Origin of the sequence: Variovorax sp. GrIS 2.14 (genome assembly GCF_046115955.1) — a bacterium.
Taxonomy (GTDB): Bacteria; Pseudomonadota; Gammaproteobacteria; order Burkholderiales; family Burkholderiaceae_C; genus Variovorax.
The window spans coordinates 12084-27431 of sequence record NZ_JBJXIA010000004.1 but is presented as its reverse complement, the minus strand read 5'-3'; the positions used below and the strand labels follow the sequence as shown (position 1 = coordinate 27431).

16 protein-coding genes are annotated in these 15348 nt (G+C 60.0%); 7 read left to right on the top strand and 9 right to left on the bottom strand.

What is annotated here, in order from left to right; genetic code table 11:
• Positions 1-45: 45 nt before the first annotated feature.
• From dnaB to ppsA, 7 genes are all read right to left on the bottom strand, one after another.
• Positions 46-1449: a replicative DNA helicase gene (dnaB, locus tag RCH10_RS08295; RefSeq protein ID WP_323496307.1), complete on the bottom strand. Its 1404-nt coding sequence runs from the start codon at positions 1447-1449 to the stop codon at positions 46-48.
• A gap of 224 nt (positions 1450-1673) precedes the next feature.
• On the bottom strand, positions 1674-2126 hold the full coding sequence (gene rplI / locus RCH10_RS08290; RefSeq protein WP_409052015.1) for a 50S ribosomal protein L9: 453 nt from the start codon (positions 2124-2126) through the stop codon (positions 1674-1676).
• 13 nt (positions 2127-2139) lie between these two features.
• Positions 2140-2421, bottom strand: a complete 282-nt coding sequence (rpsR, locus tag RCH10_RS08285) for a 30S ribosomal protein S18 (protein ID WP_068632397.1) — start codon at positions 2419-2421, stop codon at positions 2140-2142.
• Between the two features lie 18 nt (positions 2422-2439).
• The gene (gene priB, locus RCH10_RS08280; protein ID WP_323501425.1) at positions 2440-2748 is read right to left on the bottom strand and encodes a primosomal replication protein N; all 309 of its coding nucleotides are present in this window, start codon (positions 2746-2748) and stop codon (positions 2440-2442) included.
• A gap of 10 nt (positions 2749-2758) precedes the next feature.
• Entirely contained in the window at positions 2759-3133 is a 375-nt protein-coding gene (rpsF, locus tag RCH10_RS08275) for a 30S ribosomal protein S6 (protein WP_323496305.1), read from the bottom strand.
• 126 nt (positions 3134-3259) lie between these two features.
• Positions 3260-3823, bottom strand: coding sequence for a hypothetical protein (locus RCH10_RS08270; RefSeq protein ID WP_409052014.1), 564 nt, complete (start codon positions 3821-3823; stop codon positions 3260-3262).
• 203 nt (positions 3824-4026) lie between these two features.
• Positions 4027-6420 (bottom strand): phosphoenolpyruvate synthase, encoded by a 2394-nt coding sequence (ppsA, locus tag RCH10_RS08265; protein WP_323496303.1) that lies wholly within the window; start codon positions 6418-6420, stop codon positions 4027-4029.
• A gap of 182 nt (positions 6421-6602) precedes the next feature.
• Between ppsA and RCH10_RS08260 the strand changes: the two genes are divergently transcribed.
• Positions 6603-7424, top strand: a complete 822-nt coding sequence (locus RCH10_RS08260; protein ID WP_187052590.1) for a pyruvate, water dikinase regulatory protein — start codon at positions 6603-6605, stop codon at positions 7422-7424.
• Positions 7425-7467: 43 nt separating this feature from the next.
• On the opposite strand, the gene ahpF is transcribed toward RCH10_RS08260, so the two are convergent.
• Positions 7468-9063 (bottom strand): alkyl hydroperoxide reductase subunit F, encoded by a 1596-nt coding sequence (ahpF, locus tag RCH10_RS08255; protein ID WP_409052013.1) that lies wholly within the window; start codon positions 9061-9063, stop codon positions 7468-7470.
• An 87-nt stretch (positions 9064-9150) separates the two neighbouring features.
• A complete protein-coding gene (gene ahpC, locus RCH10_RS08250) occupies positions 9151-9714 on the bottom strand; it encodes an alkyl hydroperoxide reductase subunit C (RefSeq protein ID WP_409052012.1) in 564 nt (187 codons plus the stop codon).
• Between the two features lie 250 nt (positions 9715-9964).
• Here ahpC and bfr point away from each other — a divergent pair, with 250 nt between their 5' ends.
• From bfr to RCH10_RS08220, 6 genes are all read left to right on the top strand, one after another.
• On the top strand, positions 9965-10441 hold the full coding sequence (gene bfr / locus RCH10_RS08245) for a bacterioferritin (protein ID WP_409052011.1): 477 nt from the start codon (positions 9965-9967) through the stop codon (positions 10439-10441).
• Positions 10442-10656: 215 nt separating this feature from the next.
• Positions 10657-11322: a PepSY-associated TM helix domain-containing protein gene (locus RCH10_RS08240; protein WP_409052010.1), complete on the top strand. Its 666-nt coding sequence runs from the start codon at positions 10657-10659 to the stop codon at positions 11320-11322.
• Between the two features lie 21 nt (positions 11323-11343).
• On the top strand, positions 11344-11877 hold the full coding sequence (locus tag RCH10_RS08235) for a DUF2271 domain-containing protein (protein WP_409052009.1): 534 nt from the start codon (positions 11344-11346) through the stop codon (positions 11875-11877).
• 52 nt (positions 11878-11929) lie between these two features.
• A complete protein-coding gene (locus RCH10_RS08230) occupies positions 11930-12736 on the top strand; it encodes a DUF4198 domain-containing protein (protein ID WP_409052008.1) in 807 nt (268 codons plus the stop codon).
• 101 nt (positions 12737-12837) lie between these two features.
• Positions 12838-13818 (top strand): FAD:protein FMN transferase, encoded by a 981-nt coding sequence (locus RCH10_RS08225; RefSeq protein WP_409052007.1) that lies wholly within the window; start codon positions 12838-12840, stop codon positions 13816-13818.
• On the top strand, positions 13815-15263 hold the full coding sequence (locus RCH10_RS08220; protein ID WP_409052006.1) for a sulfite reductase subunit alpha: 1449 nt from the start codon (positions 13815-13817) through the stop codon (positions 15261-15263). The genes RCH10_RS08225 and RCH10_RS08220 overlap by 4 nt, the downstream gene beginning before the upstream one ends.
• Positions 15264-15348: the final 85 nt, after the last annotated feature.

The following is a 15348-nucleotide window of genomic DNA, read 5'->3' as shown; positions in this document are numbered from 1 at the left end:
TCTTGCCGAGATGTTGCGACGCCTGCAGGTTGATACGGTGCCGCGCTAGTACTCGTACCCGCCGCCGCTCGCCAGACTCTCGAACTTGGTGATCGGTTTCAGGAACGCAAGCTTGATGGTGCCGGTTGGCCCGTTTCGTTGTTTGCTGATGATCACTTCTGCAACGCCCGGCTCTTTCGAGTCCTTGTTGTAGTAGTCGTCGCGGTAGATGAACATGATCACGTCAGCGTCCTGCTCGATGGCGCCCGACTCGCGCAAGTCGCTCATCATCGGACGCTTGTCGGTGCGGCTTTCAACACCGCGACTCAACTGCGACAGCGCGATCACGGGGCACTTCAGTTCCTTGGCGAGCATCTTCAAACCGCGAGAGATTTCGCCCACCGCAGTGGCACGATTTTCATCGCTCATCGATGTCGAGACGCTCATGAGCTGCAGGTAGTCGACAACGATCAGGCCCAGCTGTCCGCAGGTGCGGGCCAGCCGCCGCGCGTTGGCGCGCAGTTCACTTGTCGTGAGGCCCGGCGTATCGTCGATATGAAGCGAGATGTTTCGCAGTTTCTCGATGGCTTCGGTCAAGCGCGGCCACTCTTCGTCGGTCAGCTTGCCGGTGCGCAGATGCGTCTGGTCGATGCGGCCGATGGAACCGACGATCCGCACCGCAAGTTGCGAGGCACCCATTTCCATCGAAAACACCGCGACAGGCAGGCCTTCGTTGAGCGCAACGTGCTCGGCAATATTGATCGCCAGGGCGGTCTTGCCCATCGAAGGGCGAGCGGCCAGCACGATCATGTCGCCCGCCTGAAAGCCTGAGGTCATCCGGTCGAGGTCCACAAAGCCGGTCGGCACGCCCGTGATGTCGTTCGGGTTGTCTGCCATCTCGGTCACGCGATCGAGCAGTTCGACCACCAGGGAATCCATCCCCTGGAAACCCTGTTTCATGCGCGAGCCTTCCTCGCCGATGTTGAAGATCTTTTGCTCGGCCTCGTCTAGGATTTTGTCGACGGCTTTGCCTTGCGTATTGAAGGCGTTGGTGGCGATCTCGTCGCTGGCCGAAACCAGCTTGCGCAAGATCGAGCGCTCGCGAACGATCTCCGCATAGCGTCGGATGTTGCTCGCGCTCGGGACGTATTGCGCGAGCGAATTCAGATAGACGAGACCACCGATTTCGTCGGCCTTGCCGAGGTTCTGCAAGTGCTCGTAGACGGTGATCACGTCCGCCGGCTTGGTCGCATTGATGAGTGCGCCGACCGACGCGTAGATCAGCTTGTGCTCATAGCGATAGAAGTCACTGTCGACCAGCAGGTCGCCCATCCGGTCCCATGCGTTGTTGTCGAGCAGCAGGCCGCCGAGCACGCTCGACTCCGCTTCGATGGAATGCGGCGGGATGCGAAGTTGCGCAACCTGACGGTCGGAAGAATCGTTTTCGGCGAAAGAAAAAACAGCGGACATGGAGCCTCGAATTGGAACGGCATGCTACGCCCACGACGGGCGCAGCGTCCATGCACAACGCTGTGCATGTGCTGTGTATCTGCTGTGCAAAACCCTGTGCACAGGCGCTGAACAACATGGGAAAAGCTGGGTGACCGTCGACGGGACAAAGAAAAAGCCGCCCGGAGGCGGCTTTCGCAGCAGCGCACCTCTGTGCGCTCCATCGACCTGGTTTCAGGTCTGGATCAGGCGGTTTCGCCGTACACCGTCACGGTGATGTCCACCACCACATCAGTGTGGAGCGCCACGCTCACAGTGCTGTCACCGACAACCTTGATTGGACCGTTGGGCATACGCACTTGCGACTTGGCAACCTTGTAGCCCTGCTTGTTCAACTCTTCGGCGATATCGCCGTTGGTGACCGAGCCGAACAAACGACCGTCGACGCCAGCTTTTTGCGTGAGCTTGATGGCCGTGCCGCCGAGCTTTTCGCCTTGGGCCTGCGATTCCGCGAGCTTGGCAGCCGCCGCTTTTTCGAGATCGGCGCGCTTGGCGGCGAATTCGGCCTTGTTGGTTTCAGTGGCGCGACGAGCGCGGCCCGACGGAATCAGGAAGTTACGTGCGTAGCCGTCCTTGACCTTGACGATATCGCCAAGGGCGCCGACGTTGACGATCTTGTCCAGAAGAATGATTTGCATGGTGTCGAACTCCTTAGACGCGGTGCTGGTCGCTGTACGGCACCATTGCGAGGAAGCGTGCACGCTTGATCGCGGTGTTGAGCTGGCGCTGATAAATCGCGCGGGTGCCCGTCAGTCGTGCGGGAATGATCTTGCCGTTTTCGCTGATGAAATCGCGCAGGGTGTCGATGTCCTTGTAGTCGATCTCTTCGACATTCGCGACGGTAAAGCGGCAGAAACGCTTGCGCTTGAACAGCAGCGACTGGGTGTTGCGCTTCGGACGCTTGTCTTTATTGAATTTCTTGAACGTGGCCATGATGGGACCTCTCGAAAATTAATCTTGCTGAAAATCCTGGATGTGCAGTACGGGATGCTTACCGTTGCCGGGAGTCGCCAGAAAGCCCTGAAATCGCCAGAGACTTCCCAACGCCTGACTTGCGAGTCGCTCGGCGGTTGTTCCGAACGCCACGGCCTTCAAAGCCGCCTTCACCTGCCTAGCCTGCCCTGCTTCTTCGATCTTCGACTCATGGTCGAGTCGAAGATCAATGGCGGGCAAGCCGGATGGCGTGAATCGCAAGGCACCGAGTTCGGCGACCACGGCTGTCAGCAGGAGCTGATTGGCCGCGACCGCTTTGTCGGTCACCGTCACACTATCAGTTGTTGTTGTTCGCGTACTCGGCTTGTTGGGCCTTGCGAGCCTCTTCGCGCTCGACCGTCTTCATCATCGACGAAGGACCGGTATCGGCCTTCTTCTTGACCACGGTCAGGTGGCGCAGCACGGCGTCGTTGAACTTGAACGCGTGTTCGAGTTCTGCCATCACGGTTTGCTCAGCTTCGATGTTGACGCACAGGTAGTGAGCCTTGCTAAGCTTGTTGATCTGATAAGCCAGTTGGCGACGGCCCCAGTCTTCGACGCGGTGGATCTTGCCGCCACCGGTCGTGATGAGACCCTTGTAGCGCTCCAGCATGGCCGGAACTTGTTCGCTTTGATCCGGATGGATTAGCAGGATGATTTCATAGTGACGCATAGCACTCCTTGTGGGATTTTCCTCGAAACGAGGGGAAAGCCACCCGCAGCGTCGGACGCGGTGTGGCAAGGCAAAGCCGATGATTATAGCAGTCAGCCCGCCAACGACGCACTTCGAGTGCCTGCATCAGCCTTCGAGAGCGCGGTCGAGTTCAGCGGCTTTGTCCGCGCCAACGGCTGTACGGATCTTCGGCGCCAATGCCAGGAGCTCGTCGTACGTCGAGGTACCCTCGACCGACAGGTTCAAGCGAAAACCGCGCAACCCGAGTGATCCGGTCAGCCGCGTCGCAATGGGATAAGCGTCCTGATATCGTTGTTGGCGCGAGCGCGTGGACGTTGGCTGCGACGGGGCAGCAGCAAAAAAAGCAGGCACGGCCGCCGGGGACGACAAAGGCGCGGGTGAAAACGGCTGGGTTGCTTGTACAGGCGCGGGACTGCTCGGAGCAGGAGCGGGCTCCGCCGATACAGATCGAGCCATAGCAGGCGCACCCACTCCGCTGAGCAGGGCGAGCAGCCCCAAATCAACCATGTGATCGAGATCTTCTTGCGAGATTCCCATGCCGGCCGCGAGCACGTCGTCGATCGAACGCCTGCCGTCGCACAGGATGAAGGCCGAGCGCTGCCTCGGCGTCAGCCGCACCGAACGGTCCTTCAACGCCTGCTGACCCGAGTCGGTCTTGACAAGAATCATGATTTCGATGGTCCCGAAGTGAATGGTCGATTGCCGCCAGCGCATCGGTTGCTAACAACACGGCCGGACGCTCATCGTCGATTTCGGAGTTTGACATCAAAAAAGCATTTTGTTGCAATTACACGAAACTGACGCGGGCATTGCGTCAGCAGTGTGAATAAATTGGCAGCACAGGCGCAACAGCCGCACGCTGCCTGGCAGGCTCAGCGGGCCGCCAGCTGCTTCCATGTGTCGATCACGCTGTCTGGATTGAGAGAGATGGATTCGATCCCCTGCTCAGCGAGCCACATCGCGAAGTCCGGGTGGTCGCTCGGACCCTGACCGCAAATGCCGACATATTTTCCTTGGGCCTTACATGCCTTGATGGCGCGGCTCAGCATGGCTTTGACCGCCGGGTCGCGCTCGTCGAAGTCGGCCGCCAAAAGCTCCAGGCCGGAATCGCGGTCCAGCCCCAACGTCAGCTGCGTCAGGTCGTTCGAGCCGATGGAAAACCCGTCGAAGAACTCCAGGAACTCATCCGCCAGGATGGCGTTGCTCGGCACTTCGCACATCATGATGATCTTGAGGTCGTTCTCGCCGCGCTTTAGACCTTCGGCTGCCAGCAGGCCGGTCACGCGCTCGGCTTGACCCAGCGTGCGTACGAACGGCACCATGATCTGAACGTTCACCAGGCCCATCTCGTTGCGCACCCGCTTCAACGCTTCGCACTCCATCAGGAAGGCTTCGCGGAAATCGTCGCTGATGTAGCGAGCGGCACCGCGGAAGCCGAGCATCGGGTTCTCTTCTTCGGGCTCGTAACGCGAACCGCCAATCAGCTTGCGGTATTCGTTGGACTTGAAATCAGACAGTCGCACGATCACAGGCTTGGGCCAAAAGGCTGCGGCAATGGTCGCGATGCCTTCGGCCACCTTGTCGACGTAAAAAGCGCGTGGCGACGCATGGCCTCGCGCCACCGATTCGACGGCCTTCTTCAAGTCGTTGTCGACGTTGGGATAGTCGAGGATCGCCTTAGGGTGCACGCCGATGTTGTTGTTGATGATGAACTCGAGCCGCGCCAACCCGACCCCATGGTTCGGGAGTTGCGCAAAGTCGAAAGCAAGCTGCGGGTTACCGACGTTCATCATGATCTTCAGATCGATGTCCGGCATCGTGCCGCGCTCGACCTCGGTCACTTCGGTTTCGAGCAAGCCGTCGTAGATGAAGCCGGTATCGCCTTCCGCGCAACTCACAGTGACGAGTGTTCCTTCTTTCAGCAGATCCGTCGCGTCCCCGCAGCCAACGACGGCCGGAATGCCGAGCTCGCGCGCAATGATGGCGGCGTGGCAGGTGCGCCCGCCGCGATTGGTCACGATGGCGGCTGCGCGCTTCATGACCGGCTCCCAGTTGGGGTCGGTCATGTCGGTCACGAGCACGTCGCCAGCCTGGACCTTGTCCATCTCGCTGATGTTGTAGACAAGGCGAACTGGCCCCGTGCCGATCTTCTGGCCGATCGCGCGGCCTTCGGCCAGCACGGCACCCTTGCCCAGCAGCTTGTACCGTTGCTCGGCTTTGCCTTGCTGCTGGCTCTTCACTGTTTCAGGCCGCGCTTGCAGAATGTACAGATGGCCGTCGGTGCCGTCCTTGCCCCACTCGATGTCCATCGGGCGACCGTAGTGCTCTTCGATGACCAGCGCGTACCTGGCGAGTTGCTCGACGTCGGCATCGGTCAGCGAATAGCGGTTGCGCTGTTCGGTAGGCACGTCGGTCGTCTTGACCAACTTGCCGCTCGCCTTTTTCTCATCGGCGCTGGCGAATTCCATCTGGATCAGCTTCGAGCCGAGGTTGCGGCGGATCACCGCGCGCTTGCCGGCACGCAAGGTCGGCTTGTGCACGTAGAACTCGTCGGGATTGACGGCGCCCTGCACCACCGTTTCACCCAACCCATAACTCGAAGTGATGAACACCACGTCTTCGAAGCCAGACTCGGTGTCGATGGTGAACATCACGCCCGCCGCGCCCAGGTCAGAACGCACCATGCGTTGCACGCCAGCCGACAGCGCCACCACGTCATGGGCAAATCCCTTGTGCACGCGGTAGCTGATCGCACGGTCGTTGTAGAGGGAGGCAAACACTTCCTTCATCTTGTGCAGCACGTCTTCGACACCGACCACGTTGAGAAAGGTTTCTTGCTGTCCAGCGAAGGAAGCATCGGGCAAGTCTTCGGCCGTTGCCGACGAACGCACGGCAAAGCTGGCTTGCGGGTTGCCCGCGCTCAGCGTGGCAAAGGCGTCGCCGATGGCTCTCTGCAAGTTGTCGGGAAATGGCTGAGCTTCGACCATCGACCGGATCTCCGCGCCGACCTTGGCCAGCTCGCGAACGTCTTCAGTGTCGAGCTTGGCGAGCACAGCGCTGATCTTGCCGGCCAGTCCGTCATGGGCCAGGAACTCGCGGAAGGCGTGGGCCGTGGTCGCAAAACCGGTCGGTACGCGCACGCCTTGAGGCAACTGCGAAATCATCTCGCCGAGACTGGCGTTCTTGCCGCCCACCGACTCGACGTCGGTCATTCTCAGATTCTCGAACGGTACGACCAGGGCGGTCGCTTCGAATAGTTCAGACATGGGAAAGCTCCAGAAGTTAAAACCGGTGCCGCATGCAGTCGACTCAGCACGATCGTTCTCGTTGCTCTGGGTGCGTAGGCGTTCTGCATGGGATGTGTGGAGAGCGGGAAGCAGATTCCCGATAATGGGCCGAATTGTAGGCGTGGCACCGTTGTACGCGCCGCAGGACAAGGCCGCAGATCATGCAAACCCGTACCGTTTTCTTCATCTCCGACGGCACCGGCATCACTGCCGAAACCTTCGGCAACGCCGTTCTGGCCCAGTTCGAAATGAAGCCGCGCCACGTTCGGCTGCCCTTTACCGACACGGTCGACAAGGCGCACCAGGCTGTCAGGCAAATCAACCATACGGCGGAGATCGAGGGCGTACGGCCGATCGTCTTCACCACCATGGCGAACATGGAGGTGCTCGAGGTGATTGAAACCGGCAGCAAGGGCATGCTGCTCGACATGTTTGGCACCTTCGTGCGCCCACTGGAGATCGAGCTGGGCGTCAAGTCCAATCACCGCATCGGGCGCTTCAGCGATGTAAGCAAGAGCAAGGAATACACCGCTCGAATCGCAGCGATCGACTTCAGCTTGGCCCACGACGATGGCCAGAGCAATCGCGACCTCGAAGGCGCGGATGTCATTCTGGTCGGTGTGAGCCGAAGCGGAAAGACGCCGACGTCGCTCTATCTGGCCATGCAGCATGGCCTCAAAGCCGCCAACTACCCGCTGATTCCGGAAGACTTCGACCGGCGCCAACTGCCGCCAGCGCTACTGCCTCATCGCAAGAAGATGTTCGGGCTCACGATCCAGCCCGAGCGCCTCGCTGAAATCCGCAATGAGCGCCGACCGAACTCACGTTACGCAAGCCTCGAGAACTGCCGGCACGAAGTAAGTGAAGCCGAGGCGATGATGCGGCGTGCTGGCGTTCGCTGGCTGTCGACCACCACCAAGTCGATCGAAGAAATCGCGACCACGATCCTTCAGGAACTGCGGCCCGAACGACTCGTCTATTAGCCGCTCAGACCGCCGCGCTTCCTACTAGGAGTGCTTGTCGCATTCAGGCGGCGACAGCGACCTTCGGTTGCGCAGATTCTTCCTCGACCGGTGCCGTCGTTCGAATCAGGTGATCGAACGCACTGAGCGCAGCCTTTGCACCATCACCTGCGGCGATGATGATCTGCTTGAACGGCACCGTCGTTGCATCGCCGGCAGCGAACACGCCGGGCACCGAAGTCTGGCCCCGTGCGTCGACGATGATTTCGCCGTGCTTCGACAGTTCGACCACGCCCTTGAGCCAATCGGTGTTCGGCACGAGGCCGATCTGGATGAAGACACCTTCGAGCGCGACCGTGCGCAATTCACCCGATACGCGATCCTTGTAGAGCAGACCATTGACCTTTTGGTCGCCGGTGATCTCCGTGGTCTGCGCATTGGTGAAGACCTCGACGTTTTTCAGGCTCATCAGCTTGCGCACGAGCACTGCATCTGCGCGCAGTGCCGTGTCGAACTCGATGAGGGTCACATGACCGACGATACCCGCCAAATCGATGGCCGCTTCAACGCCCGAATTGCCGCCGCCGATCACCGCAACGCGCTTGCCCTTGAAGAGCGGGCCGTCGCAGTGCGGGCAGTAAGCCACACCCTTGTTCTTGAATTCGTGCTCACCGGGCACGTTGATGTTGCGCCAGCGAGCGCCCGTTGAAATGATGATTGACCGGCTCTTCAGCGACGCACCGCTTTCCAGCTGAACCTCGATGAATTCCTTTCCTGGCACCAGCGCCTTGGCGCGCTGCAAATTCATGATGTCGACGTCGTAATTGCGAACGTGCTCCTCGAGTGCGTGGGCAAACTTCGGGCCTTCGGTTTCTTTGATAGAAATGAAGTTTTCGATGCCCAGGGTGTCGAGCACCTGACCTCCGAATCGCTCGGATGCAACGCCAGTGCGAATACCTTTGCGCGCTGCGTACACCGCGGCAGCGGCACCAGCCGGTCCGCCACCGACGATCAGCACGTCGAACGGGTCCTTGGCGTCGATCTTCTTCGCTTCACGCTCCACGCCGCTGGTGTCGATCTTGGCGAGAATTTCCTCGAGCGTCATGCGGCCCTGGCCGAACTCGGTGCCGTTCAGGAACACGGTCGGCACGGCCATGATCTGGCGCTCCTTGACTTCGTCCTGGAAGGTGCCGCCCTCGATCATCGTGGTGCGGATGCGCGGGTTCTGCACCGCCATCAAATTGAGTGCCTGCACGACGTCGGGGCAGTTGTGGCAAGTCAGCGAAACGTAAATCTCGAATTCGAAATCGCCGTCGAGCGCCTTGATCTGGTCGAGGATGGCTTGCTCGACCTTGGGGGGATAGCCGCCGATCTGCAATAGGGCCAGGATCAGCGACGTGAACTCGTGGCCCATCGGCAAGCCGGCAAAACGCGGACCGTGGTTCTCGCTCGGGCGATTCACCGAGAAAGAGGGTTTGCGATGGCTGTCGTCGCGGCTCTCGGTCAGCTTGACGAGCGGGGACGATTCAGCGACGTCCTTCAGCAACGACAACAGCTCACCCGAGGCATTGCTGTCGTCCAGCGAGGCGACGATTTCGATCGGCTGCGTCGCACGTTCGAGATAACTTTTCAGTTGGGCTTTGGTGGCGGTGTCGAGCATGACGAATTCACTTCTTTAAGAACGAACTTCTGTAGAAACAAAAAAGCCCGGGAGCAAGCGCGCCCGGGCTCGGGCGCAGGTTGGTGCTTAAATCTTGCCGACGAGGTCGAAAGATGGCGCAATGGTCTTGTCGCCTTCGTTCCATTTGGCGGGGCAGACTTCATTTGGATGTGCAGCGGTGTACACAGCGGCCTTGAGCTTGCGCAGTGTTTCCTTCACATCTCGGGCGATTTCGTTGGAGTGCACTTCAGCAGTCTTGATGATGCCGGCCGGGTTGACCACGAAGGTACCGCGCAAAGCCAAGCCTTCTTCTTCGATATATACATCGAATCCCTTGGCGAGCACATGCGTCGGGTCACCTACCAGCGGGAACTTGGCCTTGCCAACGGCAGGCGAAGTGTCGTGCCAAACCTTGTGTGAGAAGTGGGTGTCGGTGGTCACGATGTAAACCTCTGCGCCCAGCTTCTGAAACTCAGGATAGTTGTCAGCCGCGTCTTCGACTTCGGTCGGGCAGTTGAACGTGAACGCAGCCGGCATGAAGATCAGGACCGACCATTTGCCCTTGAGCGTGTCGTTGGAAACCTCGATGAACTTGCCATTGAGATAGGCCTGCGTCTTGAAGGGGACGATTTCGGTGTTGATCAGAGACATGCTGGATTTCCTTAGTAGCTTGTGAAAAAATGATCAGTTAGTATAACTACCAATAAAGTGATTTCAATAGTCCAATGCTATTGAAAGCATTGCATAACGCTATGAAATTTGAAGGCGACGCTACGCCAGCCGGGCCGCCAACGCGAACGTGTATCAACATCACACGCATGCAGACCGCCTGAGCATGGAATTGCTTGCCCCGACGGGCTTCAACCTCTGACAATCCCCCCTTCAGAACAAGGAAAAGATCATGAAGGGCGACCCACAAGTCATCGAACACCTGCAGGCTCAGCTTAAAAACGAGCTCACTGCAATCAACCAGTATTTCCTGCACTACCGCATGCTCAAGCATTGGGGTCTGGACAAGCTGGCCAAGAAAGAATACGAAGAATCGATCGGCGAGATGAAGCATGCCGACTGGCTGATGGACCGCATCTTCATGCTCGACGGCTTGCCCAATCTGCAGGACCTCGGCAAGCTCAATATTGGCGAAGACGTACCAGAGCTGTTGAAGTGCGACCTCGGTGCAGAAACCGCAGCGCAAGCGACCATTAAGGCCGGCATCGCACATTGCGAATTGATACGCGACTATGTCTCGCGTGATCTGCTGCAGAAAATCCTCGACGACACCGAGGAGCACATTGATTTTCTTGAAACGCAGATCGATCTGGTCGGCAAGGTTGGACTACAAAATTACCTGCAGAGCCAGATGGGCCAACACGAATAAGGCAGCATTGTCTTGACAAACAATGCGGGGCCTCGGCCCCGCTTTGTTTTTTGGCTTTACCTGCCGCTTACCCAAGCTACCTTGCTATCTATTCGATAGCTCCGCTGGCAATCAGGCGGGGCTATGCGGGCCATTCTCCCCACCACAGACCTGCCTCCAACGGCTGTCGGAAATAGTATTCATTCTCATTTGTGAGGATAGAATTGCGACCTCCGATGACAGCAGCAGCCCCCTCCTCCGCCACTGACAACCGTCGACGCGCCTACTGGCTCAAGAAACTGCACGAGTGGCACTGGGTGAGTTCGGCGATGTGCCTGATCGGGTTGATTCTTTTCAGTGTGACTGGCTTCACCCTTAACCACGCAGGCCAGATCGAAGCCAAGCCGGCCGTCACCAATCGCCACGCGAAGCTCGACGCGGCACTGCAGTCCAGGCTTGAAAGTAGAACCGCGGTAGTTAAGGCAGATAAAGCGAGCAAAGGCAGAGCGCCCATGCCGGTCGAACTGCATTCATGGCTACAGAAACAGTTTGCGGTCGACACCTCAGGCCGCGACGCCGAATGGTCCGATGACGAGATCTATCTATCGCTGCCCCGTCCCGGTGGCGATGCGTGGTTGCGTGTCAGCCTTACCGACGGCGATGCCGAATACGAGCGCACCGACCGAGGCTGGCTCTCCTATCTGAACGATCTCCATAAAGGCCGCAACACCGGAAAAGCGTGGAGCTGGTTCATCGACATTTTTGCAGGCGCCGCGTTGGTCTTCTCGATCACCGGCCTGTTCATTCTAAAGATGCACGCGGGCAACCGACCGTTCACCTGGCCGATGGTCGGCATGGGCTTCGTCATTCCTGTGGTGCTTGCGCTGCTCTTTATTCATTGACTCCTTTCCAAGAGGTTTTACGTGCAACTTCGCTATGCCCTGGCCCCGCTCACCGCTTCGGTCCTGTTCGCCGCCCCGGCCCTCGCTGGCGGCTTGGGCATGAACATCGAGGTGCCGCGCCTTAGCGGGTCGGAATACCACCGCCCTTACGTTGCCGCGTGGATCGAACGTGCCGACAATTCGCTCGAAACCACGCTCGCGGTCTGGTACGACGTGCGCACCAAGACCAACAACCCCGAAGGCGAAGGCACCAAGTGGCTGAAAGATCTGCGCCGGTGGTGGCGCCGCGGTGGTCGAGAGCTCGCAGTGCCTGCCGACGGCATCACGGGCGCCACCAAGCCGGTCGGCAAACAACAACTCAACTTCACCGAAGGCACGGGTGCGATGCCCAAGCTCGCTGCGGGCTCATACAAGCTGGTGGTCGAAGCCGCACGCGAAGCCGGTGGGCGCGAAGTCGTGAGCATCCCGTTCCAGTGGCCGCCGAATTCCTCACAGCCCATGGTGGCAACGGGCAAGGAAGAGCTGGGCGAAATTACTCTTCAACTCAAACCGTGATCCGGGCAAACGGCAAGATTGATCGATCCACTCTCAGTCACCGGAGTCAGCTATGAAAATTTCCGTTCTCTCGACCACCGCCACAGCCCTCGCCCTTACCGCCGTGCTCGGCACGGCCCAAGCGCACAACGCCTGGTTACTGCCTTCGACCACTGTCTTTTCAAAGGCCGACGTCGTCAGCATCGATGCTGCCGTGTCGAACGATCTGTTTGTCGCCAACCACGCTCCGCTGCGTCTTGACGGCCTTTTGATCACAGCGCCGGACGGCAGCACGATCAAACCTGAGAGCGAAGCCAAGCTCAAGCAACGCACCGTGTTCGACGTCGCTGTGGCGCAGCCGGGCACTTACCGCATTGCAGTCATCAATTCCGGCGCGTTCGCTTCCTGGAAAGACAAGGCCGGTGCGCAAAAACGGGCGCGTGGTACGGCGGAAACCATCGCCAAGGAAGTTCCGGCCGACGCGACCGATGTGATAATCTCGCAATCGTCGGGCCGCATCGAAACCTTCGTAACCGTCGGCAAGCCATCTTTACTGAAGCCAATCGGCCAAGGACTGGAACTCATCTCGACCGGAAGTCCGACCGATCTCGTCAAGGGCGAGAAGACGAGCTTCACGCTGAACCTCGACGGCGAGCCCGCCAAGGATCTCGAAGTGACGGTGACCGCCGGCAACACGCAGTATCGAGACAAGCTGCAGGAAACGAAGATCAAGACCGACGCCAAAGGTCAGTTCACCGTGACCTGGCCGACGGCCGGCATGTACTGGCTCGACGCCAGCACCAAAGACAATAAGACCACCGTGCCGCAAGCCAAAGAACGGCGTCTGAGCTACGCGGCCACGCTGGAAGTCATGCCCTGAACGTGCATCGCGACCTTGCTCATTCAAGCTTAGACGCGCCGGCTCGCCCTGCGGCGCCTTCTTTTGCCACCTGGCGTTCCGGCGGCTATGCCAATCTCGCGGTGCCGCGCCGAGCGGACCCGGTGCGCCTGCAGCAACTGGGCGGTCGCACGATGGGCACGACATGGTCGCTGCGTTTCGACAACCCGCGCATGCTTCCATTGCCGCAAGTGCGTTCTGCTATCGACGAATCACTGGCGCGCGTGATCGCCCAGATGAGTCATTGGGAATCCGCATCGGACATCAGTCGATTCAACGCGGCGCCCGCAGGCTCGCGTCACACCATCGCCCGGGAGTTTCGCGATGTCTTGGTGTGCGCGCTACGGTGGGCCGAGGCCAGCGGCAACGCAATCGATCCCACGATCGGCGCGCTCGTTGGCTGTTGGGCATTCGGTCCGGACGCGGACGAGTCGACAGCGGCATTCGTTCCGTCGGCCGAGGCAGTCGCCGACGCACGCGCGCGCACCGGGTGGCAAGGGCTTGCCTTCGATGCGGCCACCGCGACTCTGCTCCAGCCGGGCGGCTTGGCGCTCGATTTTTCAGGCATCGCAAAAGGCTTTGCCGTAGACCATTGCGTCGCGTCGCTTCACGCAATCGGACTGCATGACTTGCTGATGGAGATCGGTGGCGAACTCCGCGGCGCGGGACGGCGACCAGACGGTCATCCATGGCAAGTCATGATCGACTCGCCGCTTTCCGAAACCGACAGCACGCCGCAACGTGTGCAACTCAACGACCTTGCCATCGCAACGTCCGGCGACCGCTGGCACACGCGCGAGTGCGACGGCAGGCGCTGGTCGCACACCATCGATCCACGCAGCGGCGAGCCGGTTTCAAACGAACTCGCTGCGGTGACCGTGCTGCATCGGTCCTGCATGGAAGCAGACGCACTGGCGACGGTTCTCACGGTTCTCGGGCCCGTCGACGGCATGGCGTTTGCGGAGACGGGCGACATCGCCGCACGATTCGTTTGCCGGGACACCGACGCGCTGGACGTACGCGCCAGTTCGGCGTGGAATTCACGCGATACCTTGGCGCAATGAGCGACATGTTGGTCCGCACGGTGGGCGCAGGCGCGACGCTGCTGTGCTACGCCGCGTTGTGTTCGGCGGTGTTCATCAGGCAGCGCAGACGGCACGCTGCAAAGCGTCTGGCGGCGCAAGCGCTGGCCGGCGATGGAACCACAGAACCAGCACTGGTCCTGTTCGCCAGCCAGACCGGGCAAGCCGAATCGATCGCTTGGGAAACCGCGCGCTGGTTGCACGACGCCGGCACGTCGACGCGTGTATTGCCGCTCGACGAGGTCGATGCGACGACCCTCGAAAGCGCAAAACGCGCCTTCGTTATCGCCAGCACCTATGGCGAAGGCGATGCGCCGGATGGCGCCGCCGTCTTCGCCGAGAAAGTGATGGGCCTGTCGCTGAAACTGCCGGCGCTGCGCTACGCCGTCCTCGCTTTGGGCGACCGTGGCTACGACAATTTCTGCGGCTTCGGGCGAGACATCGACAAGTGGCTGACACGCACCGGCGCCCGACCGATGGTGGCGCGCATCGATGTCGACAACGGAGATCCGGCGGCCTTGGCCCAATGGGGGGCGCATTGGCGAACCCCGGCTACAGACGACGCGGTCAGCTCAGGTGAAACAACTCCGAGTGGCGCGGCAACCGGTGAAACCAGCCTGTTCGCTCCCTGGCAGCTTGTCTCGCGAGTGCTGTTGAACGCCGGCAGCGCTGGCGCGCCGATCTATCAACTCGCGTTCGGACCGCCGCGCAGCGTTGTTGCGGACTGGCGTTCCGGCGACCTCGTGCAGATTCAGCTTGCTGGCGATGCCGGGAGGCTGCGCGACTACTCCATCGCATCGATCGCCATCGATGGTCAGCTCGAATTGATGGTGCGGCAAGAGCAACACCCCGATGGCACGCTGGGTGCAGCATCGGGCTTGCTGACGTCGACTCTCTTGATCGGCGACACGGTCGCGATGCGCCTTCGGCCGCACGCGCGTTTTCGGCTCGAGGGCAACGCCAATCGGCCGCTCATCCTCATCGGTAATGGAACTGGCCTCGCCGGCCTGCGCAGCCACCTGCGAGCGCGAGATCCACAGGGCGCAATCGATACCGCGTTCCCAATCGCTGCCAACCGGAAAGCGTCTGCTGCTACCGCGGATAACTGGTTGATCTTCGGCGAGCGCAACGCTGCGAACGACTTTCTCTGTCAGGCGGAGATTGAGGCCTGGCAGCTCAATGGTCATTTGCAGCGTCTGGACATGGTTTTTTCGCGCGATCAGCCCGAGCGACTCTATGTTCAGCACCGGTTGCTGCGCCACGCCGACGAACTGACGAACTGGGTTAAGCGCGGCGCGGCGATCTACGTGTGTGGCAGCGTGAAAGGCATGGCGTCGGGCGTGGATTCGGCGCTAAGGCAAATCCTCGGCGACGCGGAAGTCAATGCGCTTTCGCGCGAAGGCCGCTATCGGCGTGATGTGTATTGAAAGCCTGAGGGCCCGGACGAGGGTTCGAGCTATTGACCAATAGCGATTGCAAATGCGAGAGATTCGTATTTATAATCATACTCCT

Bases quoted from the DNA above. Each gene is read 5' to 3' on its own strand.
- RCH10_RS08240 (WP_409052010.1), top strand. From the start codon at position 10,657: ATGACAGCAGCAGCCCCCTCCTCCGCCACTGACAACCGTCGACGCGCC.
- rpsF (WP_323496305.1), bottom strand. From the start codon at position 3,133: ATGCGTCACTATGAAATCATCCTGCTAATCCATCCGGATCAAAGCGAA.
- dnaB (WP_323496307.1), bottom strand. From the start codon at position 1,449: ATGTCCGCTGTTTTTTCTTTCGCCGAAAACGATTCTTCCGACCGTCAG.
- bfr (WP_409052011.1), top strand. From the start codon at position 9,965: ATGAAGGGCGACCCACAAGTCATCGAACACCTGCAGGCTCAGCTTAAA.
- RCH10_RS08230 (WP_409052008.1), top strand. From the start codon at position 11,930: ATGAAAATTTCCGTTCTCTCGACCACCGCCACAGCCCTCGCCCTTACC.
- rplI (WP_409052015.1), bottom strand. From the start codon at position 2,126: ATGCAAATCATTCTTCTGGACAAGATCGTCAACGTCGGCGCCCTTGGC.
- RCH10_RS08270 (WP_409052014.1), bottom strand. From the start codon at position 3,823: ATGATTCTTGTCAAGACCGACTCGGGTCAGCAGGCGTTGAAGGACCGT.
- RCH10_RS08220 (WP_409052006.1), top strand. From the start codon at position 13,815: ATGAGCGACATGTTGGTCCGCACGGTGGGCGCAGGCGCGACGCTGCTG.
- ahpF (WP_409052013.1), bottom strand. From the start codon at position 9,063: ATGCTCGACACCGCCACCAAAGCCCAACTGAAAAGTTATCTCGAACGT.
- ahpC (WP_409052012.1), bottom strand. From the start codon at position 9,714: ATGTCTCTGATCAACACCGAAATCGTCCCCTTCAAGACGCAGGCCTAT.
- rpsR (WP_068632397.1), bottom strand. From the start codon at position 2,421: ATGGCCACGTTCAAGAAATTCAATAAAGACAAGCGTCCGAAGCGCAAC.
- RCH10_RS08260 (WP_187052590.1), top strand. From the start codon at position 6,603: ATGCAAACCCGTACCGTTTTCTTCATCTCCGACGGCACCGGCATCACT.
- ppsA (WP_323496303.1), bottom strand. From the start codon at position 6,420: ATGTCTGAACTATTCGAAGCGACCGCCCTGGTCGTACCGTTCGAGAAT.